Genomic DNA, 20,118 nt, shown 5'->3' with positions numbered 1-20,118 from the left:
TCGTTCCGCGCGGAAATCGGCCATCGGCGGCGACCCCTCCCATCAGGAGGGACGAATGTGATGGCGGGGTCCGTCGCTACCGGGTGTGCTGGCGGAGCACGTCGTATGCGCGCATCGCGTCTTCGGGAAAGACGAGGATGTGCAGTCGATTCCCGGCGGTCCGGTACCCGGTTCGATGCGCGCGACCGGTGGTGGCCCGCACCCCGTGGGCGTGCAGGAGTTGGCGGACGGTGCTGGCGGCCCGTTCGTCCGGGACGGTGGCGGCCCGCACCAGCAGCCCGAATTCGCCGCTGTCGTATTCGCGCCGCAACCATCCGATCATTGGTGTTCTCCCGCTGTCCCGCTCCGACTTCCGAGCCCGTCGCGTGTCGAGGATCTCACGGTCGCCGCCGGTTTCCGAGTGTGAGGGAGCAGACATTCACCGGATGCGCGTGACCCGATCCGAATTACGTTGGGAGGCATGCTCCACGGCCGGTCGGAGGAGTCAGCGCGGATCGGGGCGCTGCTGGACGGGGCTCGCGCGGGGTCGATATGAGGCGGCCGTGTGGCGCGGTGAGGCTCTTACGAACAGCCCGACGCGGGCTCGCTGGGGTGCGGGTTGGCGGGGCGGATAGGTTTTGGGGGTGCTGTACGGCCGGATGAGGGAAGAGCAGCGGATCGGGGCGGTGCTGTCCGAGGCCGGGCGGGGGCGAAGTGGGGTACTGGCGGTGGTCGCCGGGCCCGGGGAGGGGAAGTCGGCGCTCTTGGCGCGGGCGGTGGAGTTGGTGGGGCCGCAGTGGCGGATTCTGCGGTACACGGGTGTGGAGACCGAGGCCGAGTTGGCCTTCTCGGGGCTGGGGCAACTGCTGGAGCCCGCGCTGCCGCTGCGCGATTTGCTGCCGGAGCCGCAGTGTCTGGCTCTCGGCGGGGCGCTCGGGCTGGCGCATGCGGCGCATCCGGAACGCTTCCTGGTCGGGCTGGCCACGCTCTCACTGCTGGCGGAGCTGTCGGTGCAGGGCCCGGTACTGGTGCTGGTGGATGACGCGCAGTGGGTGGATCAACCCTCCATCGATGCCCTGCTGTTCACCGCCCGGCGACTCGAAAATGAGGGCGTGGCCATGCTCTTCGCGGGCCGCCCGGACTTCGCCGCACCGGGTCTGCCGCAGTTGGTGCCCGCACCGCTGGACACCGAGGCGGCGCTGGCGCTGCTGGCCGATCGAATGCCGCAGTTGCCCATGGAGATTCGGGATCGGGTGGTACAGGAGTCGGCGGGCAATCCGCTGGCGCTGCTGGATTTGCCCGGGATGAACCTGGATTCGCTGCCGGTGGGTCCGCTGGCGCTCTCGGATCGGCTGCTGTCGGGCTATCAGGGCCATATCGAGCATCTCTCGGCGGCGGCCCGGCTGGCACTGCTGGTCGCGGCCGCCGAGGCCGATGAGGATCTGGGTGTGGTACTGAAGGTGCTGGACGCCTTGGGAATCGGCGCGGAGCCACTCGCCGAGGCGGAGCACAGCACCATGATCACGGTGATCGGCCAGTCGGTGGCGTTCCGGCATCCGCTGCTGCGCGCGGCCGCCTATCGCTCGGCCACCGACGCGCAGCGCATCGCGGTGCACACCGCGCTGGCGCGGGCGTTGATCTCCGATCCCGATCGCTATGCCTGGCATCTGGCCGCCGCCACCGTCGGCGCGGACGAAAAGGCCGCCGCCGCACTGGAGGCCGCGGCCGAGCGGGCCTGTGTGCGTACCGGGCACGGGGCCGCGGCGACCGCCTGGGAGCGGTCCGCACAGCTCACCCCCGACCCCGTGGATCGCGCGCGCCGACTGGTGGCCGCCGTCGAAACCGCGGCGGACGCGGGCCAATTCGCGCGGGCGCGACGCCTGGCCGAACAGGCCCGCGAGCTCACCTGCGATGCGGTGCATCGGGCCCGGCTCGCCACCGTGCTCGCCCATATCGAGTTCGAGCACGGCTCCCCCGCCACCGCCCAGCGACTGCTGCAGCAGGGCGCGGCCGAGACCGCGCTGGCCGATCCGAAGCGGGCCGGGGAGATGCTGCTGGACGCGGGCCGGGTGGCCTGGACCATCGGCGATATGCCGGGTATGCGGACTTCCCGGGCCATGCTCGCGGAGCTGCCGTCCAGCCCGGATCGGGACAGATTCCTGGGCGCGTACGAGGGCACACTCGGCCTGATCGAGCCCGACCCGTCGGCGGGAATCACCCTGCTGCGCAGCAATCTCAGTGTGCCGGAGCAGATTCGACATCACGAACCGGCGGTGCGTTTCGTGCTGGCCACCCAGGCCATCGTGATCGGCGATATCGCGGTGGCGCGCGAAATCCTGGCGGATTTGAGCGAATTCTGTCGTATGCAGGGCAGATTGGGCTGGCTGGCCCCGGTCGAATTGTGGTTGAGCTCGGTGGAGTTCCTGGCGGGCCGCTTCCGGGACTCGGAGCTGCTCTCGACCGAGGGCAGGCGAATCGCCGAGAATACCGATCAGCCGATCCGAATCTTCCACGCCGACAGCAATCTCGCGGTACTCGCGGCGGTCAGGGGTGATGAGCGGCGCTGCCGCGAACTCGCCGACGTGGCCTTCGCCCAGCCCGATCTGACCTCCACGCACCGCGCCCAATTCGATTGGGCGCTGACGCTTTCGGACATGGGGGCGGGCCGCTACGCCACCGCCCTGGACCGGATGGACGAGCTGCTCGATATCTCCACGGCGCGGAATGCGCAGTGGCTCACGGTGCATGCCGATCGGGTGGAATGTGCGGTGCGCTTGAATCAGCCCGAGCGGGTGGCGGATTCGCTCGAGCGGCTGCGGCTGTGGTCGGCGGCGCTGGAGGCGCCCTGGGCGGAGGCCCTGTGGTCGCGCTGTCTCGGGTTGGTGCACGGTGATCCCGAATTCCTCATTCGCGCAATGGATCTGCATGCCAGGCAAACGCGCTGGTTCGATCGGGCCCGCACGGGTCTGCTCTACGGCGAGTGGTTGCGCCGCGAGCGCCGCACCGGGGACGCGCGCGCCGAATTGCGCGAAGCCCTGGATATTTTCGAACGATTGGGCGCGCACCCGTGGTCGCAGCGGGCTCGTGAGGAGTTGCGGGCCTCGGGCGCGGGTGCGATTCCGGAGGGTTCGCGCGGTCCGGCGGCCGACCTCACCCCGCAGGAGTTGCAGGTGGCGCGGCTGGCGGCCACCGGTGCGACCAATAAGGAGATCGGCGCCAGCCTGTTCCTATCGCCCAAAACCGTTGGCCACCACCTCTCCCGGATCTTCCGCAAGCTCGGGGTGTCGAGCCGCGTGGAGCTCGCCCGGCTGGAGTTGGACTGATCCGGCCGACGACATACCGGAACGGCTATACCTGTCCGATGTAGGGCTCACGGGTGGCGCGGCCGCCCTCGGACATCCCGGTGCGCCCGAGCGCGCCCTCGAAGTCGTTCCATCCCGGGGCTTCCCGCTCCCGCAGCAGCAGGTGCACCAGCACCGCTCCGACGGTCACCACGGCCGCGCCCGTCAGCAGCGTGGAGTGCATGGCATGGTCGAAGGCCATGGACGCGGTGGCGACCGGCCCGGTATCGCCGGTCCGGCCCGGCACGGTGAATCGATCGGCGGGCAGGCTGCCGAGTACGGCCACCCCGAGCGCCGCGCCCGCCTGCTGGATGGTGTCGTTGAGCGCGGAGCCGACGCCCGCGTCCTCGGCCGATACCGCACCCGTGAGGGTGACGACGGCCGCGGGCAGCGCCAGTCCGCCGCCCGCGCCGAGTACGCACAACGCCAGGATCAGAGCGCCGATGCCGTGTTCGGCGACCGTGACGAGCAATACCGATCCGCCTGCAAGCAGCAGCATTCCGGTCACGGTGAGCGACGTATCGCAGACCTTGACGCCGAGTCCCGCGCCGATTCCATTGCCCAACAGCGAGGCCAGCACCATCGGAACGAAGACCATTCCGGTCTGGGTCGGTGAGTAGCCGCGCACGAATTGCAGGTACTGGGTGAGAGTCAGCAGCACGCCGGCGGTGCCGAATGGCACCAGGATCAGTGCCAGGCCCGCGCCGCTGAAACCCCGCCCGCGGAACAGTTCGAGCGGCAGCATGGGCGCATCGGCATGCCGCTCCCAGGCGATGAATCCGGCCGAGCCGAGGGCGGCCGACAGCAGTAGCACGCCGGTGAGACCGCCGAATCCCCGCCGCTGCCATTCGATAATGGTGGCGACGATCGCCGTCATGGCGAGCACCGACAGCACCGCGCCGACCGGATCGGAACCGCGCCGCGCTCCGCGTGACTCCGGTATCAGCACCGACGCCGCGATGATGGCCGCCGCGGCGATCGGCACATTGGCGGAAAAGACCGCACCCCAGCCGAATTGGGAGATGAGCGCCCCGGCGAGCACCGGCCCGCAGATCAGTCCGAGCACCGAGACGCCGCCCCAGATCGCCATGGCCCGACGGCGCTCGCCGGTATCGAAGACGGTGATCAGAATGGCGAGCGAGCTCGGCAGGATGACGGCCGCACCGATCCCCATGGCCACCCGCGCCGCGATCAACTGCTCCGGGTTCGCCGCGAATGCGCCCGCCGACGACGCCGCACCGAAGAGCAGCAGCCCCATGATCAGGATCCGACGCCGCCCGAAGCGGTCGCCGAGACCACCGGTGGTGAGCAGCAGCCCGGCGAAGACCAGCGGGTACGAGTCCAGCACCCATTGGGTCCGCGCCGCGCCGGCGTGCAGATCCCGGGCCATATCCGGGACCGCGACCGTGAGCGCCGTATTGTCGACGACCAGCAGCATGGTGCTCAGAGACAGCACGAACAGGATGAGCCAGCGGCGTGGATCGCGCGGGGTGACGCCCTCCATCGGCCGAACCTCCCTCTCACGAAGCGCGGCACCGGAGACCTCGTGGGCGGTGTGCCGCAGCTTTGTACGTTAGGGATGCGCGGGTCGCGGGGGTATCGGGCAAATGCCTTAATCCGGCAGGTCAGTTTCGATTCCGGCGTGTACGGATCACAGCTGGGTCAGACCGAGCGCCAGCGAGCCCGCCGCGAAGGCGAGGAAGAGCAGTGGGAAGTAGATATTGTGGAGCACCCGGGTGTACAGGTGCACGGCGACGGCGCAGAGGAAGAACAGCGTGAGCCCGGCCGCCGCGGCGATCCCGAACGGGCGCGGACCCAGCAGTCCGGCGGTCAGCCCGAGCGCACCCGCGCCCTTGATGGCGCCCAGGTAGGGCAGCATCGCGCCGGGCACCCGCGCTTCGGCCATATTCTTCAGCACGCTCTCGGCCCGCCTGAAGTTGAGCACCGCCTCGGCGGCATTGGCCACGATGGCGATGAGGGTGACGACGACATAGACGGCGAACAATTGGATTTCCCTACCTCGGCGGTTGATTCCGGCTTGATTGCAAGCCTGGTGAATCCCGTCGAAACCCTCCAATACCTGTCTTCATAACCGATAGTTATGGAGGCGGCAGCGGTCGAATCCCGCTCGGGTGCCTGGGATTCCGGCCGCCTTCCCCGAAACCGGAACGCCCCCGGACGTCTCGGACGTCTCGGACGTCTCGGGGGCGTTCTGGTCTTGGTCGTGGACTACCCGGTGCGCGCGGGCAACAGATTGCCCAGGGCCTCGTCCAGGGTCGGGTAGCGGAAGCGGAATCCGCTGCGCCGCAACACTTGCGAGGTGGCGTGCCGTCCGGTCAGGCCGAGCGCCGGATCGGTGCGCAGCAAGACCGCGCCGATGGTGAGCGCCGCGGCCGGGGTCGGCGGCGACCAGGGACGGCGCAGCTGACGGCGCAGCGCGATCATCAGCTCCCGATTGCGCACCGGGAAGTCGGTCGCCGCCACCAGGATTCCGTTCGGCAACGTCACCGTCGGATCCAGCCCCAGCGCCGCGCGGACGATGCCCAGCCAGTCGTCCAGGTGAATCCAGCTGAACCACTGGGTGCCCGGGCCGACGCTGCCGCCGAGCCCGGCTTTGGTCAGCGCCACCAGACGTTTCATGGCGGGTGCGTCCGGATCGAGCACGATCGAGGTGCGCAGAATGGTCCAGTGCGCGGCATTGGCGCCCTCGAACGCCTCCTCCCACGGCTGCGCCACACCGGTCATCTGCGGCAGCCCGGGATCGGGTAGCGGAGTGCCTTCGGTACAACGGATTTCACCGGCATCGGCCCAGATGGCGGTGGTGCTGGCCTGCACCCAGTGGTCGATGGGCCGATCCAGGGTTTTGGACGCCTCCACCAGCGCGCGGGTGGAATCGACTCGGCTGTCGCGCAATTCGGCGATATTGCGGGCGGTGGGTCGGCAGTCGACGAGCTTGCCCGCCAGATTGATCACCGCGGTCGGCCCCGGATTGCGCAGTGCCGCAGCCCATTCGCCGCTGGTGCGGCCGTCCCATTCGAACTGGGCATACGGCAGCTCCGCGACCGCGCGGCGGGTGAGAATGCGCACCCGCTGACCACGGCAGGTGAGATCGGCGGCAAGGGTGCGCCCCAGCGCGCCGGTGCCGCCCGCGATCACGACGGTGAGCGCAGCCGCGGCGGGCCGCAGTCCGGCCAGCCGGGCCAGGCGCGCGAAGCAGGTGTGCGCATCGGTCTCCAGCAGCGTGCCGACCACCTTGCGTGCCACCGCGGCCGAGGCGCCGGTGAAGGTGAGCCGCTGCGAAACCTCGGTACCGCCGTCACGCGGGGTGAGCGTCCACCGGATGCGCATGGTGCCCGCGGGTTCGGGCTGTTCCACACCGATCTCGCGTTCGGGGACGTAGGTGGCGATGGTGAACGGTTTCGCGAAGCGCCCGTGTACCGCCTCGTTCGCACGCCCGCGCGGCAGATAGTCGCCGGTGCTGCCGACGCCCGGCGCACCGTGCAGGATCACGGAGGTGACGGCCGGATTCCACTCGGGCCACCGGGCCGGATCACCCAGTACGGCCCAGACCCGCTCGGGCGGGAGGGCGATCCATTGGCTGTACGTCGTTGTACGAGGCATGCCCCGACGCTATAACCGCTGGCGTCCGCCGGGAAGCGTGGGCTTGGTCGCATCGGGGGCGGGTCACGTATCGGGCGCGGACGGACCGCGATCCCGTGCCCGAGGGGCGGACGGTGTCGCCCGCGCCCCGTGCTCGCTACTTCCAGATCTCGGTGATCGGGGTGAGTTCGGCGGGCGCGGGTTCCGGAACGGCCGCGGGCGTGCGCGAGAAGCGCGGTGCGGGTGCGGGTTGCCGAATGCCGTCGATGTCGACCATGGAGCCGCGGGCGCGCAGGTGCTCGTCCCGTGCCGCCTCGGACCAACTGCGCACGGGGGTCACGCAGGCATCCACATCATCGAAGAGTTCACACCATCGATCCTGCGTCCTGGTGGCGAACTTATCGGTGAAGACCTTGCGCAGCACCTCCTGTCCGGCCGGATCCATCTGCTGCGGAAGCGATTCCGGATCCAGTTCGAGCACCCGCAGCAGTTCGGCGTAGAACTGCGGTTCGAACGCGCCGACCGCCATATACCTACCGTCGGCGGTGGCGTAGGTGTCGTACCAGGCCATTCCGGTATCGAGCAGATTGCTGCCGCGCTCATCGGACCAGACCCCGCCCTGATGCAGGCTGATGATCGAATGTGCCAGTGTGAGAACGCCGTCCACCATGGCGGCGTCCACCACCTGCCCCTGTCCGGAGCGCTGCCGCTCCAGCAGGGCCGACAGCACGCCGAGCACCAGGAAGACCGATCCGCCGCCGTAGTCACCGAGCAGGTTGATCGGCGGCACCGGCCGCTCACCCTTGCGGCCGATACCGTGCAGTGCGCCGGTGAGCCCGATGTAGTTGATATCGTGCCCGGCCCGGTCCGAGCGCGGACCCCGCTGACCCCATCCGGTCATGCGGCCGTAGACGATTCGCGGGTTTCGGGCGAGCACCTCGTCCGGTCCGAGCCCGAGCCGTTCGGCCACGCCCGGCCGGAAGCCCTCGATCAGCACGTCGGCCTTCTCGATGAGTGCGAGCACCTCGGCCACGGCCGCCGGATCCTTGAAATCGGCCGCCACGAAGGTGCGGCCGCGCATCTGCGCCCGCATGGGGCCGATCCCGGCCCGGTCGCCCGGGCGCTGCACCCGCACCACCTCCGCGCCCAGATCGGCCAGCATCATTCCGGCGTGTGGACCTGGTCCGATACTCGCCAATTCGACGACCCGAATCCCGTCCAGTGGCCCGCGCACCGCACCCACCGCCAACTACCCCCTACTGGTTCTCGAACGAATACCCTTGGAGTAGAACACGTTCCAGAAGGACCCGCCAGGTGCAGTTCGACAAATACGGTCAGGCCACGAAGCCGCGCTCCAGGATGGCCTCGGTGTCCACACCGGTCGGCAGGGTGCCGAAGGCGATACCCCAGTCACCGCCGAATCGGGTGGCGCAGAAGGCATCCGCGACCGCCGGGTGGCCGTATCGCACCAGCTGCGAACCCTGGAGCACCAGCGCCATCAGCTCGACCACACGGCGGGCGCGGTACTCGATATCGCTGAGATCGGTGAGCTCCTTACCGATTCGGTCGATGGCGGTGTCCAGGGCCGCGTTCGCACCGCGTGCCAGCGCGACCTCGTCGAAGTACGCCTGCACGGTCTCGGGCTGACGGGCCATGGCGCGCAACGCGTCCAGGGCCGCCACATTGCCCGAACCCTCCCAGATCGACATGAGCGGGGCCTCGCGGTACAGCCTCGGGAGACCGGACTCCTCGACATAACCGTTGCCGCCCAGGCATTCCAGGGCTTCGGCGGCGTGCGCGGGTGCGCGCTTGCACACCCAGTACTTGGTGATGGCCAGGGCCATGCGCCGGAACGCCGCCTCGGATTCGTCACCGGCGGCGGCGCGATCGGTGGCACCGGCCAGGCGCATCATGACGGTGGTGGCGGCATCGGATTCGACGATCAGATCGGCGAGCACATTGCGCATGGCGGGCTGGTCGATCAGGTTGGCCCCGAACGCCTTTCGATGCCGGGCGTGGTGCACGGCGTGGATGACGCCCGCGCGCATACCGGTGGCCGAACCGATCACACAGTCCAGGCGCGTCATATTGACCATTTCGATAATGGTCTTCACGCCCGCGCCCTCCGCGCCGACCAACCAGCCGATGGCGTTCTCGTACTCGATCTCGGAGGAGGCGTTGGACTTATTGCCCAGCTTGTCCTTGAGTCGTTGCAGCCGCAGGGTATTGCGCGAACCATCCGGCAGTACCCGCGGCAGCAGGAAGCAGGAGAGGCCGCCGGGGGCCTGCGCCAGGGTCAGGAACATATCCGACATGGGCGCCGAGGTGAACCACTTGTGCCCGACGATCCGGTACGTGCCGTCGGAAAGTGGTGTGGCGGTGGTGGTATTGGCGCGGACATCCGAACCGCCCTGCTTCTCGGTCATCGACATTCCGGCGATGAGACCGGCCTTGGCCGAAGGCTCGCGCAAGCCGTAGTCATAGACCCGCGAGGCGAGCAGCGGCTCGAACCGGGCGGACAATTCCGGATTGTGCCGCAGCGCGGGCACCACCGCGTAGGTCATGGAGATCGGGCACATATGCCCGGCATCGGCCAGACCCCAGGTGTAGAACTTGGCCGCACGCGCCACATGCGCGCCCGAGCGCTCATCCTGCCACGGTGAACCGTGCAGGCCATGTGTCACAGCGACATTCATCAGATCGTGCCAGTGCGGGTGGAACTCCACCTCGTCCACCCGATTGCCGAAACGGTCGTGGGTGTGCAGCACCGGCGGGTACGCGTTGGCCAGCCGCCCCCACTCCTGCGCCTCGAAACCGCCTGCGAGCGCACCGAGTTCACGCACCTCGGCCTCGGCCCAGCCCGCGCCCTCACGATGCAGCCCCTCGATGAGCGCGGGGTTGCGCGAATTGTCGAACGGCACGATATCCGGGACCTGATTGAACACATCATGGGTATGCATGCGGGGACTCCTTATTCCTGAGGCACGCCGAGCGCGCGCAGCGCGAAGGCGACGAGTTCGGGCACCACCGATTCACTCTCCAACTGTTCGGCGAGCGGGCCGACCAGCACCTCGCCGATGGCGCCGACCAGTGCGGTGGCGCTGGTGCGCGGATCCTGCGGCGGCAGTTGCCCACTGGCCACCCCATCGGCGATCGCGGTCTCGTAGATCTCCGCGAAGGCGCGCCGGAAGCGCAGCCGCTCGGCGTCGACGGCGGTGTCCACCGGCTCGGCGAGCAGTACATAGGCCAGTTTCGGGTTCTTGAGCGCGCGCCCGGCGAAGGTCTCCACCGCCGCGGTAACGCGCTCACGGGCGCTCTTGGGCCCTTCGGCCGAGTCGGTTACGGCCGGGGTGTCGCCGAGTCGCGCGGAGTCGGAGTCACCGGCGGCGGCGACCGCCGCCACCTCGCGGGTGACAACCTCACGGAAGACCGCGGTGACCAATTCGGCCTTGCCGCTGAAGGTTTTGTAGACGGTGCCGGTGGCCACACCCGCCTCGGCGGCGACCGCCGCCATGGAGAGCCCGGCATACCCGTCGCGGGAGAGCACGGCCATGGCGGCCCGCACGATCGAGCCGGCCTGGGCATCGAGGCGGGCCTGTACGGCGGGGGTTCTGCGGTAGGCCACGCAAGAAGTGAACCATTGATTCATTTCTTCGCGCAAGGCCCTTGTCCGCCCCGATTTACGGCGTATGGTCGAGCCCGTGAGCGTACGAGTCGAACGCAATGGCCCCGTGACCACCGTGATCCTGCATCGCCCCGAGGCGCGCAACGCGGTCGACGGACCCACCGCCCGCGCCCTGGCCGATGCCTTCCGCGACTTCGACGCCGACCCCGATGCGGCGGTCGCCGTGCTCTGGGGCGACGGCGGCACCTTCTGCGCGGGCGCGGACCTCAAGGGCCTCGGCACCGAACGCGCCAACCAGGTCACCGAGGACGGCGACGGCCCGATGGGGCCCACCCGGATGATCCTGTCCAAGCCGGTGATCGCGGCCGTCTCCGGCTACGCGGTGGCGGGCGGACTCGAGCTCGCACTCTGGTGCGATCTGCGAATCGCGGAGCAGGACAGCACCTTCGGCGTCTTCTGCCGCCGCTGGGGAGTACCGCTCATCGACGGCGGCACCGTGCGCCTGCCCCGCCTTATCGGCACCGGGCGCGCCATGGACCTGATTCTCACCGGCCGGGCCGTCGACGCCGCCGAAGCGCTCCAGATCGGCCTGATCACCCGGGTGGTCCCGAACGGCGAATCCCGCCGCGCCGCAGAGGAACTCGCCCGCCAATTGGCCGCACTGCCGCAGACCTGCCTGCGCTCGGACCGCATGTCCGTACTGGAGCAGGACGGCCTCGACGAGCCCACCGCCATCACCAATGAACTGCACCACGGATTGAAGGCGCTCGCCGACGGCGCACTGGACGGCGCCCAGCGCTTCGCCTCCGGCGCGGGCCGCCACGGCCAGCCCAGCTGACCCCTGGCCCGCCGACCGCACGGGTTCACAGCCCGGGCCGGTACGCTGCCGTGCGATGAATCGGCTGAGCGTGGTGGACGAAATGTTCCTGCGCGCGCATCGGGGTATGGGTACCCCGATCGCGTTGCAGGGGCTCTGGCGTACCGCCGATCCGGTCGATCGGGAACTACTGGACCGGATTCACGAAGCCCTGCGGGTGGGTCCGCTGGGGCGGCGCGTGGTGCGCACCCGGGTCCCCGGAGCCCGGCCACGCTGGCAGGCCACCGGGTGGGCACATCCAGCGGCGGTGACCGATCGGGCGATTCCCACTGCGGCACTGCTGGATTGGGCCGATGCCCAGGGCGAAAACCTCGACCCGGAGATCGGACCGGGTTGGCGGCTCTCGGCGACCGAACTAGCCGAGGGCGGCTGTGTCATGTCGCTGACCTGTTCGCACGCCCTGGCGGACGGCCGGGCGCTCACCCTCGCCATCGATCACGCGCTGACCGGCACCCCCTTGGCGGCATCCGTTGCCGGACATACCGATTGGGCCGACGCGCGCAAGCAATGGGCCACCGTGATCGGCGGCACCGCGCGCGCCCTGCGCCGGGGACTGCCACCGCGACCGGTCCCACCCGATGATCGAAAGATGCTGCCCACCAACACAATCTCCGGCGCGGTGACCCGCAGCGCGATAATCCAGGTCTCCGCACTGGAGTGGAACCGGGTGGCGGTGGCCAATGACGGCACCGCCAACAGTCTCTTCGTCCAACTCATTGCGAATATGCTGTGGGACAGCGGATTCCAGGAATCGACCATTGCCGCCAGCCTGCCGGTCGATACCCGCGACGAACCGCGCGTCGACAATGACATGGCCATGACGGAGATAGCCATCACCCGGAGCGACACCCCGTCCACCCTGCGCCGCAGGGCCCGCGCCGCCTACGAACATCGCATGACCAGCCCCGGCGGCATTCCGGAGGAGCTTTTGCAGGTCATCCCCGATCGCTGGGCCGCCGCCCTGGCCAAGGGCGCGGGCGAGCGAGACATCCTGTGCTCCAATATCGGAACCCTGCCGGACTCACTGCTCTCGCTCGGACCGCATCCGTGCACCGGGGTCGCGGCGCGCGCCATCCACCCCGGCCTGCGCCCGGATCAACTGCCGCGCACCAGAATCTCCGGATACCTCACCCGCATCGCCGACAACTACACCCTTTCCGTGGTAAGCCTCGACCCCGACGTCGCGCAATCCCCATCCGCCCTCGCCGAGAAAGCATTGGCCGACCTGGGATTGCGTGGAACGTTCTGGTAACCCGACCCCGTCATCCCGGCATGGTCTCGGCCGGGATCCACACCCGCAGTGCTCCAACGAGCTTCGATGGATCCCGGCCAAACGCGCACCGGGATGACGAGGGGTGCCGGGCAGGCGATCAGGCGCCCGCGACCACGGTCTCCGAGTAGCGCGCCCGAACGTGTTCGGGCACTTCGACTCCCGATTCGAGGTCAGTGGAGGAGATGGGAGCATCCCAGATCTGACGCAGCGGGAGTACACCCGCCCAGGTGCCGCCCGCTTCGATATCGGATTCGTCATCGCGCGGGCCGCCCGTGCGCATCTTCACCGAGGCTTCGGTGAGGTCGAGGGCGAGCACCATGGTGGCCGCCATCTCCTTCTTGTTCGGCGACCGAACGGCATCCCAGGACCCGGGTGCCACATGCTCCACAATCACCCGGAGGCCGTGCATGCGCTCGTCGGGATCGGTGAGCTCCACCGGCCTGGCGTGGATTACGGCCGAACGATAGTTCATCGAGAAGTGCATGGCGGAGCGGGCGTAGACCACACCGTCGAGGTGGGTGACCGCCACCGAGACCGCACCGGTCATGGCGGCGCGCAGGTTGCCCGCGCCGGTGGAGCCGTGCAGGTAGAGGGTGTCGCCGTCGCGTCCGTAGGTGGTGGGGATGACGACCGGGCTGCCGCCGAGAACGACGCCGAGGTGGCAGAGGAGTCCGGCATCGAGGACCGCGTCCAGTTCGGCGCGGTCGGTGGCTCCCCGCTCCTTGGAGCGGGTGAGCGCGCTACGGGGCGTGGGTGACAATGGGGTCCGGGTCGCTTGCTCGGTCATATGACCAGCATTGCGCGCGCAGTGGCATTGCTGAATAGCCAATTCGCCGCAAGATCGAAGGACCACTTGCTCGGGGGAGATTTCGTGCCGTTCACGCTCGCGCACCCGGCCGCGGCGCTGCCGCTGGCCCGCAGGCTATGGCTTCCCGGCCTGGTCGCGGGCAGTATCGCACCGGATACTCCGTACTATCTGCCGACGGGCGTCAACGGTGAGCTGACGCATTCGATGCTCGGACTGCCGGTCGATCTGGCGCTGGGAGTGGCCCTACTCGCGCTCGGATGCGTACTCCACCGACCGGCCCTGGCCCTGCTCGGCAAATCGGCTACCCCGCCCAGAACCAGTTGGTGGCGCGGGGCGGCGGCCATCGCGGTCGGCGCGCTGACACATCTGGCCTGGGACGCGTTCACCCATACCGATGGTGCGGCGGTACGACATTGGGGACTGATGCGCGAGTCGGTGGCGGGACCGCATCGCGTGTACAACGTGATCGGGTATCTCTCCTCCCTCGGCGGTCTGCTGGTCCTGGGCTGGTTCGGCGCGCGCCGGTATCGCCGCGCGGAGCCCGGTCCACCGGTGCCGCAACGGAACTGGGTCCTCGGCGGGCTCGTACTCGCCGCCTCGGCCGGAGCACTGATCGCCGGTACCGATCCGATTGTCGAGGTCAGCCTCTATGACTGCGTCCGACACCTGCTCGTCGCCGCAATACAAAGTGCCGCCATTGTTTTCATCGCATGGGCGCTGGCGAACAGCCTCCGCCGGCGCTCCGGCTGACAACCCGCACAGGGCAGGCTAAGGTAACCCCCGCGTCCATAAACGCTGCAAATCAATACGTTTCGGGTATCAATGGGGGATCGTTGATCGGCAAGATCGTCGCGGCAGCTCTCACCTCTGCCGCGCTGTTGACCACGGCCGCGGGCCTGTCCACCGCCGCACCACTGGGCGCGACCATGCTCCCGCAGCCGACCGGCCAATTCCAGGTCGGCACAACGACTCTGCATCTGGTCGACGCGGGCCGCCCCGATCCCTTCCGGCCGACCCGCCCGCGTGAGCTCATGGTCTCGGTGTTCTATCCCGCGACGGCCACCGAACTGTTCCCTCGTGCGCACTATGTCTCCACGGTGCTGGTTCCGGAGATTCAGCGGCAACTCGGCATCGAATTGCCTGGGCTGCTGACCAATTCGTACGCCGACGCACCCGTGATCCCGGATGGCCGATTTCCGGTGGTGCTGTACACCCCGGGGGCCGGAGTGTCCAGATTGCTGGGCACCGGCCTGGCCGAGGACCTCGCCAGTCGCGGGTACATCGTGGTCGCCATGGATCACACCTATGAGGGTCCGGCGGTGGAGTTCCCGGGCGGGCGCGTGGCCACGGCCGCCCCCATGCCCGAGGGTTTCGTGCCGTCGATCCGCAAGAAGTTCATCGCCGCCCGCCTGCTCGATATCGAGTTCGTACTCGACATGCTCACCGGACTGGCGGGCGGCACCAATCCCGATGCCGAGAACCGTTGGCTGCCGGTCGGTCTCGCGGACGCACTGGATCTGGACCGAGTCGGTATCGTCGGCCATTCCTCCGGAGGTTACGCCGCTGTCGAGGCCATGCACGATGACCGGCGCATAGATGCGGCGGTCGATCTCGACGGTCAGATCGGGGTGGACGAGGAGTTCGGCCGGGCCGCCGTCGAGGGTGTCGATCGACCGGTGCTGGTGCTGACCAGCCGCCAGATCGAGGAGGTGGGCGATGCGAATCCGTCCCTCGACGCCTTCTTCGCACACGGCACCGGCTGGAAACATCAACTCACCATGGGCAATTCGGCGCATTACGACTTCACCGATATGCCGTCGCTGGTGCCCGATGCCGTGCGACCCGCCGCCGAGACCTACTTCGGCCCCATCGCCGCCCCGCGTGCCGCCGCGCTGACGGACAGCTATGTGGCGGCGCTCTTCGACAAGTTCCTGCGCGATGATCCGAACACCCCGCTCGATCGCCCCGGCGCGGATCCGGAAATCACCACCCTGCGCTGACCGATACCGCCCGTCGCGAGTGGCAGGCTGTAGTGGCCCGAATTCCGGATCTAGGGAAGGCCACTTCGGTGACAGACGGCGGCAAAAACTGGGCAGTGGTGGTGGACGATCTGCCGCTGGTGATCGACCGCGACTCGAGCGTGCCGCTGGCGGTCCAGGTGGCGGATGGTTTACGCGGCGCCGCGACCACCGGCGCACTGCGCGGCGGGGATCGCCTGCCGTCCTCGCGCGAACTGGCGGCCCGGCTCGGCGTGAGCCGAACCGTGGTCACCGCCGCCTACGACCAGCTGCATGCCGAGGGCTGGCTCAGCGGGCGGCACGGGTCCGGTACCTATCTGACGGCCTCACCGGTGCCGGTGGCGGCGCAGGCCGCCACCACCCCGCGCGCCGATCCGGCGGTCGGCCTGCTGGATCTGGGCACGGGCGCACCGTGTATCGAGGTGATCGATCGAACGGCCTGGCGACGCGCCTGGCGCGCGGTATCGGATCGAAATCCCCTGGTGCGCAAGGAACGAGCCGGTGAACCCGACTATCGGGCAGCGGTGGCCGAACACCTGCTGCGCCATCGCGGGCTCGGTCCGGGCAGCGGCAGCGTGGCGCTCGCCACCGCCGGAACCAGTACGGCGGTAAGCGAACTCGCTGCGACCCTGCTGCGCCCCGGCGATGTCGCCGCCATCGAGGACCCCGGATATTCGCGCGCCGCCGGAGCCTTCCATGCCGCGGGCGTACGCCTGGTCCCGGTTCCGGTGGATGCCGACGGCCTGCGCGTCGACCAGCTGCCCTTGGACACCAAAATGGTGTATTGCACTCCCGCACATCAGTTTCCGCTCGGCGCGCGAATGCCAGCGGCCCGCCGGATCGAGCTGATCGAATTCGCCCGCCGCACCGGAGCTCTCATCATCGAGGACGACTACGACGGCGAATTACGTTACGACACCGCACCTTTGCCACTGCTCGCGGCGCTCGCGCCCGAACTCGTGGTCCACCTGGGCACCACCAGCAAGATCCTCTCCCCCACCCTCGGCGTGGGCTGGATGGTGGCCGCCCCGGCGGTGACCGACGCGGTGCTGACCTATCGCGAACTCACCGGCACCGGTCCCGCCCCCGCCGGTCAGCAGGTGGTGGCCGAGCTGGCCCGCCATGGCGATCTGGCCCGGCACCTGCGCCGACTGCGCCGGGAGATGCCGCTGCGCCGCACCCTGGTCGTCGAGGAGCTGCTCCGGCGCGGTCTGACCGTGCGCGGCGATGATGCGGGCTCGCACCTGTTCATACCGCTGGCCTCGGCCGCCCAGGAGGAGGCCGCCATTGCCGCGGCGGCCACGGCCGGGGTCTACCTCGACGGTCTGGGCCGGTACACCCGCGGCCCCCGACACACCTTCGGGATAGCGCTCGGTTATGCCGCCCTGTCCAGGGCGGACCTGCCGGTCGCGGTGCGCTCGGCCGGAGATGCCTTGGCACGGGTCGTACAGTGGACGCCATGAGCGAACAGGACATTCTCGCGCGCATCAAAACCCTGGTGGATCGTGAGCACGAGCTGCGTACCCAGAGCACGCAGGGCGAGATCGATCCCGAGGCCGAACGCCGTCAGCTCGCCGAGCTCGAGGTCGCCCTCGACCAGTGCTGGGACCTGCTGCGTCAGCGTCGCGCCCGGCTGGATCAGGGCCGTAATCCGGAGGAGGCGCAGGCCAGCTCCGCCCGTCAGGTCGAGGGCTACCTGCAGTAATTCCGCGACAACTTCCTCGTCAGGGCGGCCGGATTTATCGAACGGCACGCCCGTACCCACCGCTACCATCGGTTGATGGTGGCAACGATAGACATCACGACCGGGGACGGGATCGTCCGCGGTTCCCAGGGCCGCCGCGTTTCGCGCTGGCGGTCCATTCCCTTCGCCGCGCCCCCGGTGGGCGAGCTGCGCTTCCGGGCGCCGCAGCCGGTGCAACCGTGGAGCGGGGTGCGCGATGCCACCGAATTCGGTTTCGCCGCAATGCAGCACCGGCGTGGAGCACAACTGGGTCCGCGGCGACAGCAGCCCACCGGTGAGGATTGTCTGACCCTCAATATCACCGCACCCAACACCACATCCGCTACGCCGCGACCGGTGATGGTCTTCATTCACGGCGGCGGCTACTTCATCGGCACCTCCGCGCTCGGCCTGTACTCGGGCGCGCGGCTGGCACTGCGCGGTGATGTGATCGTGGTGTCGATGAACTATCGGCTGGGCGCGTTCGGCTACGTCGACTTCAGCGAATTCTCCACGCCCACACATCGATTCGAGACCAACCTGGGTCTGCGCGATCAGGTGGCGGCACTGGAGTGGGTGCGCCGCAATATCGCCGCGTTCGGCGGCGATCCGAACAATGTCACCATCTTCGGCGAATCCGCCGGTGCGCACGCGGTGCTGGCGCTCATGGCCGCACCCGCCGCGGCCGGACTGTTCCATCGGGGTATCGCACAGAGTCCGCCCGCGGATTGGGGGCCGTCACACGCCGATGCCCGGCTCTTCGCGCGGCGCTGCCTGGACAAACTGGGCGCGAAGCCCGGCGACGAGGCGAATACGCTGCTCACCGCGCGCTCCAATGACATTCGGCGCGCGGTGGATCGCGCGGTCAATGACGTCATGCACCATCAGCCCGGCCTCTTCCCCGCCGCCCCGCAGATCGACGGCGATTTCCTGCCGAAGCCGATTGTCGAGGCGTTCGCGGACGGCAGCGCGCATCGGGTACCGCTGATCATCGGCACCAATCGCGATGAGGGCACGCTGTTCGTACGCTTCGACGACACCCTGCCCACCACCCCCGAACGCATTCGCTGGGCGTTGAAGCAGGCGGGCGATGACGCCGAAGCCCGGGTGACCGCGGCCTATCCCGGCTTCCCGGACCGCAAGACCACGGTGCGCATGGGCGGGGACTACACCTTCTGGCGGCCTTCGCTGGCGGTGATGGAGGGGCACAGCCGGTACGCGCCGACCTATGCCTATCGTTTCGACTTCGCCCCGCGCGCGGTCCAGCTCGCGGGTTTCGGCGCGACGCACGCACTGGATCTGATCCCGGTCTTCGGCGCCACCGCCACACCGGTGGGCCGGGCGCTCACCGCCGCGGGCGGGCAGCGCGGGTTCCGGGCGGTATCACGACAGTTCCAGGACAATTGGCTGGCCTTCGCGCGCACCGGCGCACCGCTGTCGAATTGGCCCGCGTACACCGAGGAGCGGCGCTCGACCATGATCATCGACTACCCGTCCCGGGTGGAGAACGATCCGGAGAGGGCGAAACGCCTGGCCTGGCAGGGAGTTCACCCACCCGCGCTGGTGTAGCCGCACGCACCCCGCGGCGAGATCGGCGAATCTACTTGAGCAGTCGTGACATCCGGCGATCGGCGAGGATCTTGCCGCCGGTCTGACAGGTCGCGCAGTACTGGAAGGACTTGTCCGCGAAGGCGACTTCGCGCACGGTGTCCCCGCACACCGGGCACGGCATGCCGGTGCGCCCGTGCACCTGCATACCGGATCGCTTCTCCCCCTTGAGCCGAGCCGCGTCCTGCCCGACCGAGCGCGCGATGGCATCGGCGAGTATCTCGCGCATGGTGGCGTACAGCCGCGCCACCTGCTCCTGATCCAGGGTCGAGGAGTTCGCGAACGGCGAGAGCTTGGCGGTATGCAGTATCTCGTCCGAGTAGGCGTTGCCGATCCCCGCGATCAGGGTCTGATCGGTGAGCGAGTTCTTGATCCGCTGTGTGGTGCCCTTCAGGATCTCCGCGAACTCCGGCTCGCCGACGACCATGGCATCGGGTCCGAGCCGCGCGATGCTCGGCACCAGTTGGGGATCGGAAACGATCCACACCGCCAGCCGTTTCTTGGTCCCGGCCTCGGTGAGATCGAAGGCGGGCGTATCCCCCTCCGGGGTGAAGAAATGCACCCGCAGCGCCAGCGGACCCTTACCCGGTTTCGGCGGTGTCGCCGACGGGTCGTCGAGCCAGCGCAGCCATCCGCCCCGGGACAGATGCGTGATCAACCACAGCCCGTCACAGTTCAATCCGAGGTGTTTGCCCCAATGCCCCGCCCCCGTGACATCGCGCCCCGAGAGCGCGGTCGCCGGTGGATCGAAGGTCTTGAGCACACTCAGCGCCGCCACATCGACCCGGCCGACCACCGCACCCACCGCATGCGCGCTCAAGAACTGCTCGAGCGCCACAATTTCGGGTAATTCAGGCACTCCCGCAGCCTACCGACCACCCCTGACAAGCGCGACCAGCCACGACGCGCCGATTCAGTGCGCAGCGTCCCGGCTCGCCGCGTCCAGGAGTGAGTCGAGCAGGCCCGGAAAGCGCTCGTCGAGATCTTCACGGCGCAGAGATTGGAAGGTTTCGCGGCCGCTGGGGCGCTGCCAGATCAGACCGGCGTCGCGCAGTACGCGGTAGTGGTGGGTGAGGTTGGACTTGGGGACGCCCTGCACGATCGATCCACAGGTGTGTTCACCACCGTCACCCAGGGCCCGCAGGATTTGCAGGCGGAGCGGATTGCCTACGGCGGCAAGCACGTTCGCCAGCTGGATCTGATCCCGCTCGGGATGTGCCGTGAACATGACCCCAGGATAGCTGCACTGTTGACAAACAGTCGAAC

At 68.8% G+C, this 20,118-nt stretch carries 18 protein-coding genes; 8 read left to right on the top strand and 10 right to left on the bottom strand.

Annotated features, from left to right (window positions below; all coding sequences use genetic code 11):
• Positions 1-76: 76 nt before the first annotated feature.
• A complete protein-coding gene (locus OHB26_RS15425) occupies positions 77-322 on the bottom strand; it encodes a hypothetical protein (protein ID WP_330184851.1) in 246 nt (81 codons plus the stop codon).
• A gap of 316 nt (positions 323-638) precedes the next feature.
• Here OHB26_RS15425 and OHB26_RS15420 point away from each other — a divergent pair, with 316 nt between their 5' ends.
• Complete coding sequence (locus OHB26_RS15420; RefSeq protein ID WP_330184850.1) at positions 639-3,302, top strand: helix-turn-helix transcriptional regulator; 2,664 nt, start codon at positions 639-641, stop codon at positions 3,300-3,302.
• A gap of 25 nt (positions 3,303-3,327) precedes the next feature.
• Here the strand turns inward: OHB26_RS15420 and OHB26_RS15415 are convergent, their stop codons facing one another.
• From OHB26_RS15415 to OHB26_RS15390, 6 genes are all read right to left on the bottom strand, one after another.
• Entirely contained in the window at positions 3,328-4,824 is a 1,497-nt protein-coding gene (locus OHB26_RS15415) for an MFS transporter (protein WP_330184849.1), read from the bottom strand.
• A 147-nt stretch (positions 4,825-4,971) separates the two neighbouring features.
• Positions 4,972-5,325: a DoxX family protein gene (locus tag OHB26_RS15410; protein ID WP_330184848.1), complete on the bottom strand. Its 354-nt coding sequence runs from the start codon at positions 5,323-5,325 to the stop codon at positions 4,972-4,974.
• Positions 5,326-5,549: 224 nt separating this feature from the next.
• Positions 5,550-6,941: a DUF1731 domain-containing protein gene (locus tag OHB26_RS15405; RefSeq protein ID WP_330184847.1), complete on the bottom strand. Its 1,392-nt coding sequence runs from the start codon at positions 6,939-6,941 to the stop codon at positions 5,550-5,552.
• A gap of 136 nt (positions 6,942-7,077) precedes the next feature.
• The gene (locus OHB26_RS15400) at positions 7,078-8,163 is read right to left on the bottom strand and encodes a CaiB/BaiF CoA transferase family protein (protein ID WP_442942951.1); all 1,086 of its coding nucleotides are present in this window, start codon (positions 8,161-8,163) and stop codon (positions 7,078-7,080) included.
• A 91-nt stretch (positions 8,164-8,254) separates the two neighbouring features.
• Positions 8,255-9,880, bottom strand: coding sequence for an acyl-CoA dehydrogenase family protein (locus OHB26_RS15395; RefSeq protein ID WP_330184845.1), 1,626 nt, complete (start codon positions 9,878-9,880; stop codon positions 8,255-8,257).
• A gap of 11 nt (positions 9,881-9,891) precedes the next feature.
• On the bottom strand, positions 9,892-10,545 hold the full coding sequence (locus OHB26_RS15390; RefSeq protein ID WP_330184844.1) for a TetR/AcrR family transcriptional regulator: 654 nt from the start codon (positions 10,543-10,545) through the stop codon (positions 9,892-9,894).
• A gap of 76 nt (positions 10,546-10,621) precedes the next feature.
• On the opposite strand from OHB26_RS15390, the gene OHB26_RS15385 reads away from it, so the two are divergent.
• Positions 10,622-11,383, top strand: coding sequence for a crotonase/enoyl-CoA hydratase family protein (locus tag OHB26_RS15385; RefSeq protein ID WP_330184843.1), 762 nt, complete (start codon positions 10,622-10,624; stop codon positions 11,381-11,383).
• Between the two features lie 55 nt (positions 11,384-11,438).
• On the top strand, positions 11,439-12,674 hold the full coding sequence (locus OHB26_RS15380) for a hypothetical protein (RefSeq protein ID WP_330184842.1): 1,236 nt from the start codon (positions 11,439-11,441) through the stop codon (positions 12,672-12,674).
• Positions 12,675-12,792: 118 nt separating this feature from the next.
• Here OHB26_RS15380 and OHB26_RS15375 read toward each other — a convergent pair whose 3' ends face one another.
• Positions 12,793-13,482 carry a pyridoxamine 5'-phosphate oxidase family protein gene (locus OHB26_RS15375; protein WP_330184841.1) on the bottom strand — a complete coding sequence of 230 codons (690 nt, stop codon included), beginning with the start codon at positions 13,480-13,482 and terminating at the stop codon, positions 12,793-12,795.
• Between the two features lie 84 nt (positions 13,483-13,566).
• On the opposite strand from OHB26_RS15375, the gene OHB26_RS15370 reads away from it, so the two are divergent.
• The 5 genes from OHB26_RS15370 to OHB26_RS15350 all read left to right on the top strand — a co-directional run bounded on the left by OHB26_RS15370 (position 13,567) and on the right by OHB26_RS15350 (position 18,813).
• Positions 13,567-14,253, top strand: a complete 687-nt coding sequence (locus tag OHB26_RS15370; protein ID WP_330184840.1) for a DUF4184 family protein — start codon at positions 13,567-13,569, stop codon at positions 14,251-14,253.
• Between the two features lie 83 nt (positions 14,254-14,336).
• Positions 14,337-15,503 (top strand): alpha/beta hydrolase family protein, encoded by a 1,167-nt coding sequence (locus OHB26_RS15365; RefSeq protein WP_330184839.1) that lies wholly within the window; start codon positions 14,337-14,339, stop codon positions 15,501-15,503.
• Between the two features lie 68 nt (positions 15,504-15,571).
• Positions 15,572-16,984 (top strand): MocR-like pyridoxine biosynthesis transcription factor PdxR, encoded by a 1,413-nt coding sequence (gene pdxR / locus OHB26_RS15360; protein ID WP_330184838.1) that lies wholly within the window; start codon positions 15,572-15,574, stop codon positions 16,982-16,984.
• Positions 16,981-17,226 carry a DUF2630 family protein gene (locus OHB26_RS15355; protein ID WP_067572960.1) on the top strand — a complete coding sequence of 82 codons (246 nt, stop codon included), beginning with the start codon at positions 16,981-16,983 and terminating at the stop codon, positions 17,224-17,226. Before pdxR ends, OHB26_RS15355 begins: the two co-directional genes overlap by 4 nt.
• A 75-nt stretch (positions 17,227-17,301) precedes the next feature.
• Positions 17,302-18,813, top strand: coding sequence for a carboxylesterase/lipase family protein (locus OHB26_RS15350; RefSeq protein WP_330184837.1), 1,512 nt, complete (start codon positions 17,302-17,304; stop codon positions 18,811-18,813).
• 31 nt (positions 18,814-18,844) lie between these two features.
• Here the strand turns inward: OHB26_RS15350 and OHB26_RS15345 are convergent, their stop codons facing one another.
• Both OHB26_RS15345 and OHB26_RS15340 read right to left on the bottom strand, forming a co-directional pair.
• Positions 18,845-19,711 carry an Fpg/Nei family DNA glycosylase gene (locus tag OHB26_RS15345; RefSeq protein WP_330184836.1) on the bottom strand — a complete coding sequence of 289 codons (867 nt, stop codon included), beginning with the start codon at positions 19,709-19,711 and terminating at the stop codon, positions 18,845-18,847.
• A gap of 54 nt (positions 19,712-19,765) precedes the next feature.
• Entirely contained in the window at positions 19,766-20,080 is a 315-nt protein-coding gene (locus OHB26_RS15340) for an ArsR/SmtB family transcription factor (RefSeq protein WP_330184835.1), read from the bottom strand.
• Positions 20,081-20,118 lie beyond the last annotated feature (38 nt).

This window comes from Nocardia sp. NBC_01503, from assembly GCF_036327755.1.
Lineage (GTDB): Bacteria > Actinomycetota > Actinomycetes > Mycobacteriales > Mycobacteriaceae > Nocardia.
The sequence above is the reverse complement of the archived record's forward strand: the minus strand, read 5'-3'. Positions and strand labels throughout refer to the sequence as shown.